Annotated in this window: 12 protein-coding genes; 8 read left to right on the top strand and 4 right to left on the bottom strand. The window is 49.1% G+C overall.

Features of this window, described 5'->3' with window-relative positions; all coding sequences use genetic code 11:
* Positions 1-124 precede the first annotated feature (124 nt).
* Positions 125-1,285 (bottom strand): geranylgeranyl reductase family protein, encoded by a 1,161-nt coding sequence (locus Q0577_RS10450; protein WP_298735751.1) that lies wholly within the window; start codon positions 1,283-1,285, stop codon positions 125-127.
* Between the two features lie 407 nt (positions 1,286-1,692).
* Here Q0577_RS10450 and Q0577_RS10445 point away from each other — a divergent pair, with 407 nt between their 5' ends.
* The 3 genes from Q0577_RS10445 to Q0577_RS10435 all read left to right on the top strand — a co-directional run bounded on the left by Q0577_RS10445 (position 1,693) and on the right by Q0577_RS10435 (position 6,386).
* Positions 1,693-3,495 carry a DUF5107 domain-containing protein gene (locus Q0577_RS10445; RefSeq protein ID WP_298735748.1) on the top strand — a complete coding sequence of 601 codons (1,803 nt, stop codon included), beginning with the start codon at positions 1,693-1,695 and terminating at the stop codon, positions 3,493-3,495.
* A gap of 26 nt (positions 3,496-3,521) precedes the next feature.
* Positions 3,522-4,430: a CPBP family intramembrane glutamic endopeptidase gene (locus Q0577_RS10440; RefSeq protein WP_298735746.1), complete on the top strand. Its 909-nt coding sequence runs from the start codon at positions 3,522-3,524 to the stop codon at positions 4,428-4,430.
* A 153-nt stretch (positions 4,431-4,583) separates the two neighbouring features.
* On the top strand, positions 4,584-6,386 hold the full coding sequence (locus tag Q0577_RS10435; RefSeq protein ID WP_298735744.1) for a hybrid sensor histidine kinase/response regulator: 1,803 nt from the start codon (positions 4,584-4,586) through the stop codon (positions 6,384-6,386).
* Positions 6,387-6,396: 10 nt separating this feature from the next.
* Here Q0577_RS10435 and Q0577_RS10430 read toward each other — a convergent pair whose 3' ends face one another.
* Positions 6,397-7,530 carry a terpene synthase family protein gene (locus tag Q0577_RS10430; RefSeq protein ID WP_298735741.1) on the bottom strand — a complete coding sequence of 378 codons (1,134 nt, stop codon included), beginning with the start codon at positions 7,528-7,530 and terminating at the stop codon, positions 6,397-6,399.
* Positions 7,531-7,721: 191 nt separating this feature from the next.
* Here Q0577_RS10430 and Q0577_RS10425 point away from each other — a divergent pair, with 191 nt between their 5' ends.
* The 3 genes from Q0577_RS10425 (at position 7,722) to Q0577_RS10415 (ending at position 11,426) form a co-directional block, all read left to right on the top strand.
* Positions 7,722-9,722, top strand: a complete 2,001-nt coding sequence (locus tag Q0577_RS10425) for a beta-L-arabinofuranosidase domain-containing protein (protein WP_298735738.1) — start codon at positions 7,722-7,724, stop codon at positions 9,720-9,722.
* Positions 9,723-9,763: 41 nt separating this feature from the next.
* On the top strand, positions 9,764-10,588 hold the full coding sequence (locus Q0577_RS10420) for a hypothetical protein (protein ID WP_298735736.1): 825 nt from the start codon (positions 9,764-9,766) through the stop codon (positions 10,586-10,588).
* 97 nt (positions 10,589-10,685) lie between these two features.
* A complete protein-coding gene (locus Q0577_RS10415; protein ID WP_298735733.1) occupies positions 10,686-11,426 on the top strand; it encodes a hypothetical protein in 741 nt (246 codons plus the stop codon).
* Positions 11,427-11,487: 61 nt separating this feature from the next.
* Here Q0577_RS10415 and Q0577_RS10410 read toward each other — a convergent pair whose 3' ends face one another.
* Entirely contained in the window at positions 11,488-12,459 is a 972-nt protein-coding gene (locus tag Q0577_RS10410; protein ID WP_298735731.1) for an aldo/keto reductase, read from the bottom strand.
* Positions 12,460-12,708: 249 nt separating this feature from the next.
* Here Q0577_RS10410 and Q0577_RS10405 point away from each other — a divergent pair, with 249 nt between their 5' ends.
* Positions 12,709-13,401 carry an outer membrane beta-barrel protein gene (locus tag Q0577_RS10405; protein WP_298735729.1) on the top strand — a complete coding sequence of 231 codons (693 nt, stop codon included), beginning with the start codon at positions 12,709-12,711 and terminating at the stop codon, positions 13,399-13,401.
* A gap of 3 nt (positions 13,402-13,404) precedes the next feature.
* On the opposite strand, the gene Q0577_RS10400 is transcribed toward Q0577_RS10405, so the two are convergent.
* Positions 13,405-14,169 carry a DeoR/GlpR family DNA-binding transcription regulator gene (locus Q0577_RS10400; RefSeq protein ID WP_298735727.1) on the bottom strand — a complete coding sequence of 255 codons (765 nt, stop codon included), beginning with the start codon at positions 14,167-14,169 and terminating at the stop codon, positions 13,405-13,407.
* 402 nt (positions 14,170-14,571) lie between these two features.
* Between Q0577_RS10400 and Q0577_RS10395 the strand changes: the two genes are divergently transcribed.
* Positions 14,572-17,802 (top strand): TonB-dependent receptor, encoded by a 3,231-nt coding sequence (locus Q0577_RS10395; RefSeq protein ID WP_298735725.1) that lies wholly within the window; start codon positions 14,572-14,574, stop codon positions 17,800-17,802.
* The last annotated feature ends 3 nt before the right edge of the window (positions 17,803-17,805 follow it).

Raw genomic sequence — 17,805 nt, 5'->3', positions numbered from 1 at the left:
TGACGTTTGATGTTTGAGGATAGTTAAAGGTTGAAGGTGCTGCCTGGTAGCCAGTCTTTACGTAGGCTGCAATCAACATCTAACCTCCATCGAATCTCAAACGTCAAACCTTAAAGATCAGACATTATTTCATAAACTGTTTTACAACCTTGTTCTTTCCTAAAGAGAACGCAAAGGTAAAAAGGAAAGGCAACCTGGCAAGTGATTTCAGAATGCCGGCTTTTTTCTTCATTTCTGCCCCCACCGCTTTGTATAGCTGGTGCTCATATGTTTTCAGATAGGCCGCGCTGAAATTCCCTGTATTGAAACTGCGGATCACCTGTTCTGCCGCCAGTTGGCCGCTTAGTACCGCATTGCCAATGCCATCCCCGCTGAGAGGATCTATCAGGCAGGCGGCATCACCTGTAAGCAGGAAGTGATCACCGCTCATCGTTACCCACCTGGAGGCCAGTGGCAGCCCGCAACCCTGCAATGGCCCCGCAGGCTGCGCATCTTTAAATTTCCTGCGCAGGATGTCTGTACGTTCAATGAAATCATAGAATCCTTTCTTTACGTTCATGCTCTTTTGCACTACATCGTCAGACAGCAGGCCCATGCCCACATTAGCCAGGCCGCCTTTTATGGGAAATATCCAGAAATATCCGGGCAGGTACTTTTTGTCAAAGTATATTTCGGTGCGATCTTCTTCCAGCTCCGCTATGCCGGAGTAATAGGCCCTTACAGCCGCTACGTGATGCTTACGGTTCATCAGTGTACCGGTCAGTTTTTTAGCACTGAGGCCATTGGCGCCATCCGCGCCTATCAGCATGGTACATGTAAAGCGCGTGCTGCTGTTCCGGATGCCTATTGCAAACCCCTGTGGGGTGTTGCTGATGTCATTGACCTCGGTATTTTCCATTACATCAAAATCAGTTTGCTGCTTTACCGCGGTAAAAAGAAAATGATCAAAGCTCATCCTGGTGGAGGTATATGCTTCCAGGTTCCAGGAAAAATCCAGTACTTTATCCTTGAAATAGCAGGCTGTTCTTTTGGTAGGAAGCTTTTCAGTGAAGAGAGAGAGAGCTGTTCTGAGCCCGGGATCAATGGCATAAAGAGATTTGATCGCACGTCCTGGTATGGCGTCCCCGCAAACCTTGTCCCGGGGAAAAGAATGTTTGTCCAGCACAGCTACCCGCAAACCCGCATTTCGTAAAGCCAGCGCACAGGCACTGCCAGCTGGTCCTGCTCCTACAATGATGACATCATAGTGTTTGGGGTTGTTCTGACCTTCCATATCAGTTGACATAATGTATACTAAAGATACCGGATTTATTCCGAACGCCGCCCAACCTGATAACTTTGTAGCCCCTCCTTTTGTAAAAAATACCTGGATAACCTGGTTCACAGCCGTCCTGCCTCATATCCGCCATAGTGCATGCTTAGCCGACATCCCTGCAGGTATGCCCTGGCACCGGAAACCTGCATTCGATTCGGAAAAGTGATGGAAGGTATCGCCAGCTACGAGAAAGTTCGTAAATTAAAAACACAGGCAGCTGCGTAAGCCGGTAGTACTTTGGGACACTTTAGAACAGCACTAACAATCATTTACACAAACGCACAACTTTGATGAGCAAAAGATCACCGCTGATGTTGAAACAGAAAAACAGCTGGTAGCTGCGTCGAGCGATGCATTGATCCCCTAAAACCTGCGATATGAATAAGCGTGTTGCACTTCTGCTGCTGCTCTCAGGCAGCATGATCTCACCTTGCATGAGCCACGAAAAGCCGGGTAAAGTAATTTGCAGTGAGTATGAAGATTACCTGCTCACCGATATCTTAACACCAGCAGGCCCTGTGCCCGCGGTATCAGACCCCAACGGCGTGTATCCGTATATCAGCTACGTGGAAACATCCAGCCGCCCCGTGGTAAAGAAATACCAGCTGGTAGTGCTGGAGAATGAGCTGGTGAAAGCCACTATCTGCCCGGATCTGGGCGGGAAGGTGCTCTCACTGGTGCATAAGCCTTCCGGGAAAGAAGTATTGTATAAGCCGGAGGTCATCCGCCATACACGCATACTCCCGCGTTGTTATTCTGTGGCGGGAGGTATTGAAGTAAGCTTTCCAGTTTCCCATGCTCCTTCGCAAAATGAACAGCTCTCTTACCGGATAGACCGCTTACCGGATCGTACCTATGTTACCTGCGGTGAAAGAGAGTTACGCTTCGGTATGCAATGGTCGGTTGAATATTCACTGGGACCTGATGACCCATTCCTCACGGAACGGGTAAAATGCTATAATCCCGGTAAAGATACTTACCCCTGGATGTGCTGGACAAATGCCGCATTACCATCCGCGCCGGATACCCGCTATAATTTTCCTAACGGTAAAGTACTGGTGCATGCCTCGGGGACAGATACCATTGATTGGGGCAGCCAGGGCCCCCGTACTGAAAGTAATATCAGGGAAATGACGGGGTATTGCTGGAAAACAAAAGATGTGAACGCCTTTGGCGCTTATACCCCTTCGCTGGGTGTGGGGCTGTACCATATTGCAGATAACAAGGTGGCTGGTATTAAGCTCTGGAGTTATGGAACAGTAGAGGACAGCATATGGTCTGCTTTAAGCGCTTCCCGTCATCAGCCTTATATAGAACTGCAGGGCGGCCCTGGCGGCGATCAGCCGGTTAAACAGGAACTGGCATCCAAAGCCACAATCTCACATGTGGAGTATTGGATACCATCAGACAAAGAGCTGGACATTCACACACTGCAGCTACCGCATAGCGATCTGCGGCCTGTGAGTACCATCCCGCTGTTTGATTGGGCAGGCAGACAGGAAACAGATATATGGAGATCCCTGCGAAGATCTTTTGAGAACAAGACCTCCCTTCCTTTGCCGCCCCGTATAGATGAATGCATCTGGCCGCCTTCCGGTATGGAAGACCTGGATGGTCCTTTCCGTATGGCCATTGGCACCTCTAACGGTGAAGAACATGCGCTGTGGCAGTTCTATTATGGCGCCTGGCTTGCTGGCAGGGGTAGAAATGAAGATGCTGTCCGCTCACTTACTGCCAGCAAAACAGGCGTTGCCAAAGTACTGTTGGCCAGGTTGCTGCTGCAGCAGAACGACATGCAGGGCGCCCGCGATGCTTTTAATGCCATTCACGAAAAATGGCTGCAGCTGCACCCGCAGGTAGTTGTGGAAAGAGATATATTATTGCGCAGTGTTGGCACTCAGACAATACCGGAGCGGGAAGCCTGGCTTAACCAGGTAGCGGCCCTGCCGGATGAATGGCTGATGGAAAGAAGAGTGCAGCTGCTGATCGACAAAGGTGCACTGCAGCAGGCAAAAGCATTGTTATTGTCAACCCCTTTTCAGAAAGTAAATCAGACCTCTGCCCGGACGGCCTTATGGATGCAGTTATGCGGGCAGCTGAAAGAACCCTGTACGCCTGTTCCCCAACAGCTGGGTGATGACCGCCTTGCCAGGTTTGGAGCTTACAGGGAATATGAGTAGATTGTGAGAAAGCCCTGATTACCCATATGGAAAACAACCCTGCTATCCGGAAAAACATTGCCACCTATCTGGTAATTACCACTATTTTATGTCTGCCGGTATACTACCTGTGTATACGCACCGGTAACATCAGCGCCGGTTTCCCGCCGGTAAGTTATACCGTTGTGATCATGTGGTGCCCTGCGCTGGCGGCACTGCTTACCTGCCTTTTAAGAGGAATACCACTTGCTTCGCTTGGCTGGAAATGGGGCCGGCACAAATACCAGCTCTGGTCTTACCTGATTCCTTTCTTATACGCGTTGGTGGCATACCTGGGGGTATGGATCAGTGGTAAGGGCGGCTTTTACGATAAGGAGTTTGTAGGGAAGATCGCCAAAGGATTCGGATGGAACCTCCCCGATGGCGCAGTGATTATTTTATTTGTGATCCTATCCGGTATTTTCGGTATGGTGCGCGCTATGTCCTCGGCTTTAGGTGAGGAGATAGGCTGGCGCGGTTTTCTGACGCCGCAGCTAATGAAGCTCAGTTCCTACACCGCCACATCACTTTGGATGGGCCTGATCTGGTCACTGTATCATTACCCTTTGCTGCTGGGATCCAATTATAATACGGGTGGTTCCAAACTATATTCGCTGATCTGCTTTACCGTAATGGTGTTTGCCATCTGTTTCGTTTTTACCTGGATGCGCATGAAATCAGGCAGCCTGTGGACGGCCACCTTGCTGCATGCCAGTCATAACCTGTTCATCCAGATGGTGTTTACGCCCATAACGGTAGACACGGGAGAAACGACAAAGTATATTGATGAATTCGGGATCGCCTTACCCATTGTAACGGTTGTACTGGCGTTTATTTTCTGGAGGAAAAGACATGAACTGCCTCCGGCACAACAGGAGGAAACCGTTCATCCGGCACAGTTGGAAAATGTAGTTTAATACACCTCCGGGAGCAGCTAAAATGAACAAGCTTTTGTCGCGGCTATATTCGAAAATAAACTTAAATTAGAAAGTGAAATATTAAGAAATCCCGTAAGATAACCTGTGAGTCATGCGGATTTTTACACCTAAACCCAAAACAGATCGCTTAACATGCATATGAGTTTGCGGCAGGTGCTTATTTCCCTCAATGCAGCTGGTAATGGTTTTATCAAAGTAATTACATTTCTGAAAATCAGGCTGGCATCGGTTATCCGGCAACTACGAAGGATCGGGATCGAAGGCACAGAGGACGAAGTGCTAGTGTCCAACATAATCATGACGAATACGCTTTCACTGGCTATCGGTGCTGCCATGCTGGTTATAGCACCTGTAGTGTACGCCCTCACAGGAAAGCTGTCTATACTTATTGCCATCATAGTAGAACTTACCATCAACGCTTCCGTGCTGCTGATCAACCATTACAGGCAGCGCGTAGCGGCAAGCCTTACTTTGTATTTTCTGCAATGCGTGGCTATTTCCTACTATTGTCTGTTGTTTGGCGGCATCATACAGCTGCAGTTCATGATCACTTTCCTGATCTCCATTATCTGCCTGATATTTGCAGACAAGCGATTGAGACGGCTCTGCTTCTTTGCTGCCGGTCTTACCCTGGCCTTTGTACAGGTGGGATACTATTTCAACATCGTGGCGCATATAGCTGTAGACCGCCAGGCAGGCTTTACTATTCAGTCCATGGCCATAGCCGGTGTGCTTGTCCTCATTGCGGTTGTGAGCCAGCCCTACATCCGCTCTAATGATCTGAAGTATGAGCTGATCAAGACCAATAATTTCAAACGCGTTTTTGTTGCCGAAGTTACCCACGAACTGCGTACCCCGCTGAACACAGTATACATGTGTGCACAGATGATCAAACGCGATATCAAGCTGAACGGAACGCTCAGGATCATAGAACCCCTGATAGATCAGCAACTATACGCCTGCGAGAATGCCCGCGGCATCATCAACAATGTACTGGACCTTGCCCAGATAGAAGCCGGTAACATGTTTACCCTGGAACAGGCAGCCGGTAAACCACAGGAGTTCTTTGAGCGCCTGGTAGACGGCAACCGCTTTATAGCAAAGATCAAAGGCATCAAACTGAACCTTCAGATGGCCGCTATGCCGGATGTGATCCTGGCAGACTGGCAGCAGCTGCAGCAGATAGGCGCCAACCTGCTCACCAATGCTATCAAATATTCCCATAAAGGTAGTACGGTGTACATAGATGTACACGGCGGACAAGATGAATGGACGATAGTGGTAAAGAACAAGGGCTGCATCAGCCCCGAAAAACTGCCGCATATCTTTGATCCGTTTGTGCGCGATAATGGCAACGCCGGTAAAGAAGGCCGCGGACTAGGACTGTTCATTGTACGGAACAAGGTAACTGCTATGGGCGGCGCCATTGATGTGAACAGCAGCAACGATACCACTGTCTTCACCGTCCGGCTGCCGCTGTGGCATGGCCGGATGGAAGACGTTGTGCAGCAGGAGGTCGACCTGTATAACCTACCCAATGTCCATATACTCATCGCAGAAGATAATACCATGAATGCACTGCTGTTGGCAAAGTTCCTCTCCAGGAATGAATGCCGGGCCACCATCACCGCCAATGGCCAGGAGCTGCTGGACAAGCTGGAGGAGTATGTTGCCACAGATCATCAGCCTGATGTTATCATCCTGGATCAACAGATGCCTGTTATGAATGGGATGGAAACATTGATACGGCTGAAAGCTGATACCCGTTTTAAAAATATCCCCGTAGTATTCACCACCGGTGAGGGCCTGGAACCACAGCTGGAGGTGAAAGCCGCCGGTGCGGCAGACGTCATCGTCAAGCCGATCAACGAAATACAGCTGCTCACCGTGTTAAGCAGGCACGTAAGACACAGCAGTGAACTACTACGGGAATAACTATACGTCACTACACCGCCTTCAGTATCGCCGGTTCAGGCGTTTGTGTTTCCTCCCATATGGAATTAACCCGTTTGTAACGCTGGGTATGAACCTGCCACATCCAGCTGGCCTGCACACATCTTTCAACACAGTCAAGATGCCGGGTCATTCCTGCACTCTCTGCGGGAAATGCTGCGCAAAGAGCCTTCACCTGTTCCCGGATGCTGCTCAGCAGGTCAAAGTATTCCCTGAGAATATCCTTCACCATTGTTGCCGCATGATAGATCACTTCTGTAAGCTGCCAGGAAGGCTCGTTAAGTGCAATGGCCGCCAGCAGGTTGGCATCTGCCCCGTTATCGATCACTTCTTTTTCAAAAGAGAAAAGATCGTTAGACAGGCAACCAAATGCAGCGATCAGCCAGTGGAGCCGCTGCAACGCGGGCGCCAGGCATGTGTCCTGCAGCCAGCCCCAGTCAAGGAAATTATTTTCTGCATACTCCAGCAGCAATACAATGTGCGGCATACCGCTGGTATGATAACGCATATCTACATATTGCGCCACATCCGGAACATAACCCAATGCCGCAGTGTTGCAGTTACGATGCGTAACTGCAAGATGATAGTTATACAACCGGAGAAATTCCGCGAACCATGCCTTAGGAGCACTGTCGCGTATCTCAGCCAGCATGCGGGCGTTAGCCCTTTCAACCGGCAGCGCATCAGCTGTCAGCTGCATATGTTCGTCCAGGTGAGACATGCGTTCAATAACAGCGGTGGCAACCGCCTGTTGTTCTTCGCTGAGCGATTTGAAGAGATCGCGGCCATAGGTGTCGTTCAGGTAGTAGTCAATCGCATTGTTTTTGGTCATTACCAGCATTCGTTCATAGCTGGCGGTGGGGTAGAGGAACAGCTGGCAGGTAATATAATGCTGGGCATTATCCAGCCAGATGCCGTGCTCAATGCAAAACTGCCGGGCCGCCTGAATAATGGCTTTACTGGCGGGGTGGGGCTGGAAAGGCTGACAGTAATGATGCAGGGGATTGCGCCGGTCGTCAATCAGCCGGATAATAGAGCTGCTGAACCCAACTTTCTGAAGTAATTGGTAGTCGTGCTGCAGTTTTTTTAAGGGATGAGGGAGGCCTCTTAAGGTCTTGATGGTCATAAAACATTGATTTTAGGTTAATAATGCATAGGTTAATCAGACGTTAACCCTATAAAAATTACACCTAAAAATCGTCATACCCTTCTTATACCCTCCACATTCCTCCCTTTAATGTTTTTTGCCGCTCCATTAACTAATTGCGTCAAAATAATATCATTCACTATCTTGTCTCATCATTATGTTAAAATTCCATGAAGAAACTATCTGTGCTCACGGCGCTCCTGCTCTGCTTTGCCATTCATCTTACCGCTCAAAGAAATAAAACAGCTGCGCTTCCATCGCAGCATCAGAACCCTTATAGCCAGCTTGCCTTAGGCGCCATTCAGCCACAGGGCTGGTTGCGCGAAATGCTCATCCGCCAGAAGAACGGCGCCACCGGCCACCTCGATGAACTATACCCCCTGGTTATGAACCACCGTAATGGCTGGTTAGGCGGCGATGGAGATCAATGGGAGCGTGGCCCTTACTGGATAGACGGCTTGCTGCCACTGGCCTATATCCTGCAGGATGAAGCCCTGATTGCCAAGGTAAAGCCCTGGGTAGAGTGGTCCATCAACAGCCAGCAACCCGACGGTTATTTTGGCCCTTCTGAGGATTATGGTCCTGAACCGGGCCTGCAGCGCGATAACAGCCGCGACTGGTGGCCCAAGATGGTGATGCTGAAAGTGCTGCAGCAATATTATTCCGCTACCAGTGACAAACGGGTCATCACCCTCATGAGCAACTATTTCCGTTACCAGCTGAAAACGCTGCCTGCCAAACCCCTGGATCACTGGACATTCTGGGCGCGCTACCGTGCAGGCGATAACCTGCTGGTGGTGTACTGGCTGTACAACATTACCCGTGAACCTTTCCTGTTACAGCTGGGTGATCTGTTGCACCAGCAATCCTTTGATTTTACCAACGCTTTCTTAAATACAGACCTGCTTGCATCACCAGGCAGTATTCACTGCGTCAACCTGGCACAGGGCATGAAAGAGCCGGCTGTCTATTATCAGCATCACCCTGAAAAGAAGTACCTGGATGCGCTTAAAAAAGGTTTCGCAGACCTGCGGAAATTCAACGGCATGGCCCACGGCCTTTATGGCGGCGATGAAGCCTTGCACGGTAACAATCCTACCCAGGGTTCAGAATTCTGCTCTGCTGTTGAAATGATGTACAGCCTGGAAAGTATACTGGAGATCACCGGCGATGTTGCCTATGCAGATCAGCTGGAGAAGATCGCTTTTAACGCGCTCCCCACACAGGCCAATGATGATTTTACCGCCCGGCAGTATTTTCAGCAGGCCAACCAGGTAATGCTGACCAGGCATATGCGCAATTTCGATGTGAATCATCACGGTACAGATGTATGTTACGGCCTGCTTACCGGCTATCCCTGCTGTACTTCCAACATGCACCAGGGTTGGCCTAAATTCACGCAGAACCTCTGGTATACCACGGCAGATAAAGGACTGGCAGCCCTGGTGTATGCTCCCAGCGAAGTAAAAGCAACGGTTGCCAACGGCGTTGCCGTTTCTTTAAAAGAAGAGACCAATTATCCCTTTGAAGAAAGCATCCGCTTCACACTCAGCGCAGATAAAAAGGCTGCTTTCCCGTTTCATCTCCGCATTCCCGCCTGGTGTAAAAAGGGTACTGTAAAAGTGAACGGTAAAGTAACGCAGGAGGCAGCGGGCGGCGCCATCATTAAAATCAGCCGTGAGTGGCAGTCCGGCGATGTAGTGGAGCTCACTTTGCCCATGCACATCTTCCGTAACAGCTGGTATGAAAACTCCGTATCGGTGGAGCGCGGACCGCTTACCTATGCCCTGAAGATAGGAGAGCACTCAAAACTGGTGAAGAATGATAAGGATCCCGTTGACTATGGCGATAGTTACCAGGAAATATATCCCACCACACCCTGGAATTACGGCCTGATGGAAATGCCGGAAAGTAAACTGACAGAAAATTTCCAGGTGGAAAAGAAAGATGCGGTAGCCGCTTATCCATGGACCCCGGAAAATGCACCGTTGATTATCAGAACAAAAGCTAAACGTATCCCTTCCTGGGGGCTGTATAACGAGATGGCCGGACCTATCCCTTTCAGCTACACTTACCAGCTGGAAGCGGCAAAAGAGGAAGAGGAAATTGTACTGATACCCTACGGATGCAGTAACTTAAGAATATCACAATTTCCGGTAATAAGGAGATAGTGGGTTTTTTCCGTACCTTGCGGCCCATTTTCTAATTACCTATGAATAAAACTATTCCATTATTCCTGCTCGTATGCGCAGCAGGTGCAGCCCATGGGCAGAACATTTACAGTGCCCTGCAATTAAACGAAGAAACCGGATACCATGCAAAACGGCCTAAAAAGATTGTTGAAACAAAAACCTTCTACAGTGCAACAGATCAGCGAACAGAAAAATCCATCAGGATTTTTGATGATGCAGGCATGTTGCTGACAGAAGAACGTTTTGATGAAAATGGCAACCGTACCGCCAGGTTAACACACAAAAATGATACTGTTCACCGCCGCTGCCTGGAAAGGACCTTTGAAAGATGGGGCAAAACGGGGTATGGCAGGGAAACAACTATCTACAGCTATGATGCCAGCCATTTTCTGACCGGTGTAACAGACATGGACGCTAATGGAGCCACCATGCTGATCTCTAAGATCACGAATAATGAAAAAGGGCATCCTGTTGCACTATCTTTAACAGACGGACAAAAGAATGTAATCGGAAAAGAGACGGCCACTTATTTATATGACCGCAACAGTGTTGTGATAGCTGCTTTTGATAATGATGGCAACCGGCTTTCAACAGATACCATGAAGATAAGCCTGAAGAATGCCCGCTCTTATCCGGAAGAAGGCGTTGTTTATAATGATCATGGCGATGTGGTAAAATGGACCGGTAAACCATCCAATGGAGCCAGGGATGTTTACGAAACAGAATATGTATACGATGCTGCTGGCAACTGTACAGATGAAGTGATCTACAAGGTAGAGACCAAAGGCGCCGCTAAACCCAGGAAGAAACGTGAAAGGCGCTTTGAACGGCAATACACCTACTAACCCCCCTCACCGCAAATACGATAAGTATACGATAATAAAGAGCGCGAAGAAAATATATCTTCGCGCTTCCTTTATCCAATAAACCTATAAAAAATATATGAGAACAACACCCGCCATGCCCGCTTTGTTTGTGGCCGCCTTTTTTTGTTTGTTTACCCTGTCCTGTAAAAAGGATCATGACGGTCAACAACCTAGTGGCGACGACGGCACTGGGCACTATTCCCCCGCGACCACGCTCAGGGCATTGCGACCGGTGATGTATACGGGAACGGACACCATCAGGGATCAGCACAGGATCAGCGAATACCTGAAACGCAGGAACATCGAAGACATGTTTAGCTTTGTGTCTCCCATACAGGGCGATAATTTCAGTGCCTTCTCCATGCTTTTCAAGGAAGGCAATAAGATCCAACTGGGTTTCCGGGATGCAGAGATCATAGAAAGGTCTGCCTCCGGGCTGCTGATCGCTGAAATGGATTCTGCAGTAAGCCAGCCCGTTGGTGACGGCAAAGCCAAACGCCTGATCAGTCTTATACCGCAGCATAGTCCCAGAACGGTGTGCCCTGATTTTTACAGCACACCCTGTAAGTACCGTGAACTAACTCCCATAATGGTAACGGATGGAAAATATTTCATTCCCTACGTGGTGGCCTATGTATCGGTAGACGAAATGGTGGCTGGTCCCCTTGGAATGGTTAATTCTTCCACTTACAGTTCTACACAGGGCATCATGCAGTTAAACAGCGCAGTGATCTCCGAACTGGACGCTGATGGTGGCATTAACCGTCACGATACACTGGTAGTGCAGGTGTTAACACGCGAAATGCTGAAACAATAGCAGGTAGGAAATAAAAAAGCCGCGAAGATCATTTGCGGCTTTTCTGTTTAATGCTGTTTTCTTATTGCGACCATTTAGTAGGTGTTCTGTCCCAGCGATGTCCTTTCAGTTCTTTCAGCAGCGCAGCAGACAGGCCTTTACCATCGCTGCAGTGCATATTTGACTCCACATTTTTTATCCGCCTCATGCCGGGTATGGTAGTGGTAATGTCAGGATTGCTGAGGATGAAACGTATGGCCATTTCTGCCATGGTCATTCCTGCAGGGATCAGCGGTTTCAGCGCATCTGCATGATCCACGCTGGCGTTGAGGTTTTCCGGAACAAAGTAAGTAGCTCTCCAGTCATCTTTAGGGAAGGTGGTTTCCTTTGTTAACGTACCCGTTAGTGTGCCTTCATCAAAAGGTACCCGGGCTATCACCCCGATGTTCTTTTCACGGCACAGCGGCAGCAGGCGGTCTTCCGGATTCTGGTCAAAGATGTTGTAGATCACCTGTACGCCGTCTATCAGGCCGGTCTTTAAGGTTTCCAGGCAGTTATCCGGTTCCCAGCGGTTCACGCTGATACCCCAGGACTGTACCTTGCCTTCTTTCGTTAATTTGGTAATGGCTTCCTTCCATTCATCCAGCTGGGCCCAGCTGTCTTCCCACACATGGAACTGCTGTAGGTCAATTGTTTCAAGTCCCAGGTTTTTCAGGCTCTTTTCCGTGTATTCCACGATATGTGCGGCCGGGAATACCTCTTCCAGCTTGAAATGCGGTTTAGAAGGCCAGGTAAAGTTCCTGGGCGGTATTTTGGTAGCTACGTATAAGCGTTTACCGGGGTGCCGTTTAATAGTGTTATTCAGTATCTGCTCACTAAGGCCTTTGCCGTATCCCCAGGCGGTGTCAAAAAAGTTGCAGCCTAATTCGATGGACCTGTCCAGCGCATCGTTCACTTCCTTTTCTTCCGAGCCTGTCCAGCCGGCCATTCCCCACATACCATAGCCTACTTCACTTACTTTCCAGCCGGTTCTGCCAAATGTTCTGTATTGCATAAATATTCTGGTTTTGTAATTGTGGAATTTAAAGAGATCCGGCATCTAAAATAAATATAGTTTGCCGAATTGCTGCGTACTATGTTATAACATAGTAAAGCAGCCAGCCTGGATAAACGTCGGGTTGCGGGTAAAACTTAATTATCTATCTTTGGCGGCCGTAGCAGGTAAATTGTTGAAACCCGGCCCCGTGGCTGCGCGCAAGATAAGTACAGCACAAGCGTATGTCCCTATAAAACCAATAATAACATGAAACAAATTTGTATCGCCGCCTTTATCCTGCTCAGCAGTGTTACCTCTGTGTATGCCCAGCACAAAAATGATGATCTTCCCCGGTTCCGGGTCTCCCTCCAGGGTGGATGGAGCTACCGTATCGCAAAAACGGCAGACGTGGGAGATGCTTTCCTGAAGGATTATATCAATGGCCTGAGGTCAGGCTTTCATGCAGGTGCAGACGGCGCTTTCTTCTTTACGAAGAACTATGGCGCCGGACTGAAGTATGCCTATTTTAATACTAGGAATGAGATAGCCAATGTAACCGTTACTACCATTGACGGGGAAACGAAGACCGGCTTAATGAGAGACAAGATCAACATTCACTACTTTGCCCCGGAGTTTTACGCCAGGTTCCCCTTCGCTGATAACAAACTTGTACTGCTGGCCGGCGCTTCTATTGGTTACCTGCGTTATGTGGATAATGCAGTGTTGGTAGACGAGGCGCAGATTACCGGTGGAACAGCAGGCGCGGGATTTGACGTAGGCCTGGATTATATGATCACCCCGCATTTTGGCATCGGTGCCAACCTGGGCCTCATCGGCGGTTCAATCAGTAATGTGAAGTATAGAGATGCTAATGGCGAAAGGGATGTAGAGCTGGATAACAACCAGCGGGAGAACCTTACCAGGCTCGATGTCTCTGCAGGAGTAAGATGGTACTTTTAATAGCTATTCAGAAATGATCACCTTTACACCACGGTCGGTTACCATTTTTACAGTGTCTAGCGATACCAGGTTGTCTGTAATGATATAATCCACCTGTTCCAGGCTGCAGATACGGCCAATGCCCCTGCGGTCAAACTTGGAACTGTCGGCCATTACCACCACCGTTTGTGCAAGGGTGATCATTTTCATGATCAGACTGGCCTCCGCCAGGTTGGAAATAGATAACCCGAATTCAGGATCAATTCCATCCACCCCGATAAATAATACCCCGCAGGAAATATCATCCAGCAGTCTTTCTGCAAAAGAACCCGCCGCAGAAGAAGAGTTCTGGTGAATGAGCCCGCCTATCTGCAATACATCCACATGCGGGCGGTTGCAGAGTTCCAGCGCCACTTTCAGGGCAGGGGTGATCACTGTAATATGTTTGGAAGGATATAAGGCGCGCGCCAGCTCAAAGGTGGTAGTGCCCGAGCCGATGATAATAGAGTCATTCATGCCGATCAGGTTCATTGCCGCTTTCGCTATCTTCTTCTTTTCCTCCGTTTTAACGGACTCCTTTTCATTGATCGGCTTTTCAATCGTATATGGGTTTTGAGTAGAGCCGCCCCCTTTGGTACGGAACAGCAGTTTCTTTTCCTCCAGCAGCTTCAGGTCTTTCCGGATGGTTACGCCCGATACCTGCAAAGAGTCACTCAACTCCTGTATATCTACTCTTCCGTTCTCCTGCAGCTTCTGTAAAATAAGCTGATGCCTGTCTGTAATATTCATAAAGCAAACCCGGGTCTTATTTTTGTTAAAAAAACTTTCATCAAATATAAAACTTTTATAGGCAGAAAAGGGAAGTATTCTACGCAAGTCCCCACCAGCCAGCTTGTCGTAGCGGTGAAAAACCTTTAAAAGCGGAGTGCAGCCAGGTTGTCAATGTGAAAGAAAAATTATTTAAAAAACTTTACTTTTATTAAAACAATTACTTAACTTTAATTTAATTAACTTTAATAAACTTAAAATTCTACGTTTGCACTGACGCTTTAAAGTAGTTCAATTAGTACTGTATGGATTCCACGACTGATATGAATAACAGCCGGAGGCCCTGATGTACACAGGCCCTGACTGAAGTTCTATCATACCTTAAATACGATCAGAAAAACACACACAACAAACCAGTAAAACATGAACAATCATAGCTGCACTAACATGTGCCTCAGGCACGTGCTGGGACTACTGCTGCTTATACTGCCGTCCGCATTGTTCGGACAAACGCAGCGCACCGTGCGGGGATTGGTAACCAATGATAAGGGGGAACAACTCATTGGCGTGAACATCAGGGTGAAAGGCACTTCCAGCGGTACCGTCACCGGCACAAATGGACAATACCAGCTTACCGTATCCGGTAACGATGCCATCCTTGTATTTTCTTTTGTAGGCTTCGCCGAAGCAGAAACGCCCGTAGGCGAACGCAGTACCATTAACATGCAGCTGAAATCCAGCGCCCGTAACCTGGACGATATCGTAGTAGTAGGCTACGGTACCCAGAAAAAAGTAAACCTTACAGGCGCGGTAGACCAGGTAGGCGGCGAGGTGTTTGAGAACCGCCCACTTACCAATGTTACCCGCGGCCTCCAGGGTGTTATACCCAACCTGAATATCCGTATGACAGATGGTAAGCCCACCAGGGGAGCTGAGTATAACGTACGCGGTACAACGTCTATCGGTGCAGGCGGCAGTGCCCTCATATTAATAGATGGCGTTCCCGGTGATCCCAACCTGGTGAACCCGAACGATATTGCCAGTGTTACCGTACTGAAAGATGCCGCTGCTGCCGCTATCTACGGCGCCCGCGGTACCTTTGGCGTGATCCTGATCACTACCAAAAGTCCTGCAAAGGATAAAACAGTGGTCAACTACTCGGGCAACTTCTCCCTGAATGAGCGCACCATCAAACCAAAGATGGTCACCAACGGTTACCAGTGGGCTAAAACCTTTGACGACGCTTTCGCCTCCTGGAACGACTACACCTCACACGCGCAGAAAGTGAACTCCGTGTTCCCCTTCTCGCTCGATTACCTGGATGAGCTGAAACGCCGCAATGATGATCCCAGCTTACCTAAAACAGACATCAATCCCGCTACCGGCGATTATGTATACTACGGCAATACCGACTGGCTGAAAGAACTCTATGCAGACAACAACCCTTCCATGGAGCATAACCTCAGCGTGTCCGGCAGCAGTAAAAATGTAGGCTACTATCTCTCCGGCAGGTATATGTCGCAGCAAGGTATCTTCCGTTACAATCCTGATAACTTTAAAACGTATAACCTGCGGGCACGTGGCTCTGTACAGGCCTTCCCCTGGTTAAAGATCGAAAATGACCTGAGCTTTACACAATCCAATTATTTCTATCCTATCCTTAACCATCCCGGCAACACGCCTGTGTGGAGAAGGATATCAGACGAAGCTTTTCCCATCGCCATGCTGCGCAATCCTGATGGCACACTCACAGAGAATGCATCCATCGTATTCGGTAGCTTCATCAGCGGTAATAACCAGTCAGAACTGAGCAGGATGCAGATCCGCAATACATCCCGCTTTACCGCAGGCCTGTTTAAGAACAGGATCCACCTGAATGGCGACTTTACCTTCTGGCGCCTTAATGATGTGGAAAAACGTATATACACACCCGTTCCCTACAGTAAAAAGCCGGGGGCTATGCTGGAACGCGGCGAAAGTAAGCTGAATGAGGATGATGATAAGACCAATTACCTGGCCGCCAACCTCTATGCAGACTACGAGCAAACCATCGGCAAACATTACTTTAAAGGGATGGTGGGTTATAACTACGAGAACTCTAAACTCACCAGCAGGTATATACAGCGCGATGGCATCATCAACAATGAACTGCCTGATTTCTCGCTCACCAACGGCCTTAACTTTACCTTACGTGGCGGCGGTAATGAGTGGCGGACCATCGGCGGCTTCTTCCGCCTCAACTATGTATTTGATGAACGCTACCTGCTGGAGGTGAATGGCCGTTATGACGGTACTTCCAAGTTCCCCCAGCACCAGCAATGGGGTTTCTTCCCCTCCGCCTCCGCAGGCTGGCGGGTGTCTAAAGAAAAGTTCTGGACACTGCCCTACAAGGTATTCTCTGATCTGAAGCTGCGCGCATCCTACGGTACGCTGGGTAATGGTAATGTCAATCCTTACCAGTTCCTGGAGTCGATGGGCGTGAGCCAGGCAGCCCGCATCATTAACGGTATTCGTCCTGACTATACACAACATCCCAACGTAATTCCCGCCGGTCTCACCTGGGAAAAGGCTACTACCCTGAACCTGGGTGCAGACATGGTGTTCCTGGATGATCGCCTCACTACTACATTCGACTGGTACACCCGCAAAACCAAAGACATGTTCACCGAAGGGTTGCCACTACCCGGCGTATTTGGTGCGTCAGAACCTAAAGGCAACTATGCAGACCTTGATACAAAAGGCTGGGAGCTCTCTATCGGGTGGCGCAACAAACCGCAGGGTCGCAACGCTTTCAGCTACGATCTCCGCTTTGTGCTGTCAGACAACCAAAGCACCATCACCCGGTATAACAACCCGCTGGGCCTCATCAATACCTATTACGCCGGTATGAAGGTGGGCGACATCTGGGGCTTTGTAACGGAAGGATATTATAAAGACCAGCATGAAATAGATACCCGCGGCATCGATCAGAGCTTTGTCCGCGTATCGGCCCTTAACAAACCGCTGCCCGGCGATATTAAATTCGCAGACCTCAATGGCGATGGTAAGATCGATGAAGGCGCAGGCTCTTTGTCTAACCCCGGCGACCGCCGGGTGATCGGTAACACCTCACCGCGCTATACCTACGGCTTCAATTCCAACATGGAGTGGAAAGGTTTGTTTCTGTCTCTCTTCCTGCAGGGTGTGGGCAAACGTGACTTCTGGCCCGGTACAGATAACTCCCTGATCTGGGGACCCTATAACCGCCCTTACAGCTGGCAGCCGGAAGACGTGATCAGCAATATGTGGTCTGAACAGAACCCGGATGCCTACTTCCCCCGCCTGCGTGGCTATACGGCGCTCAACTCCCGCGCAGAGCTCACCGTGCCGCAAACCAAATACCTGCAGAATGTGGCCTATATCCGGCTCAAAAACCTGAGCCTGGGTTACAACCTGCCTGCACGCCTGATCTCAAGGGCTGGTATGTCTAACATGCGTATCTACCTCAGCGGGCAGAACCTCTGGGTATGGAGCCCTATGTATAAGCATATTAAAACAATGGACCCTGAAGTGATTGAAGGCGCCGACCCTGAACTGGCTTCCGGCGCAGGAAATGGTATGAGCTACCCCATGCTGAAAACATATACGTTTGGGATCAATGTCACATTTAAATAAAAT

This window comes from uncultured Chitinophaga sp. (genome assembly GCF_937898475.1).
Classification (GTDB): Bacteria; Bacteroidota; Bacteroidia; order Chitinophagales; family Chitinophagaceae; genus Chitinophaga.
Note: the sequence above shows the minus strand (reverse complement) of the source record. Positions and strands in the feature narration are given on the sequence as shown.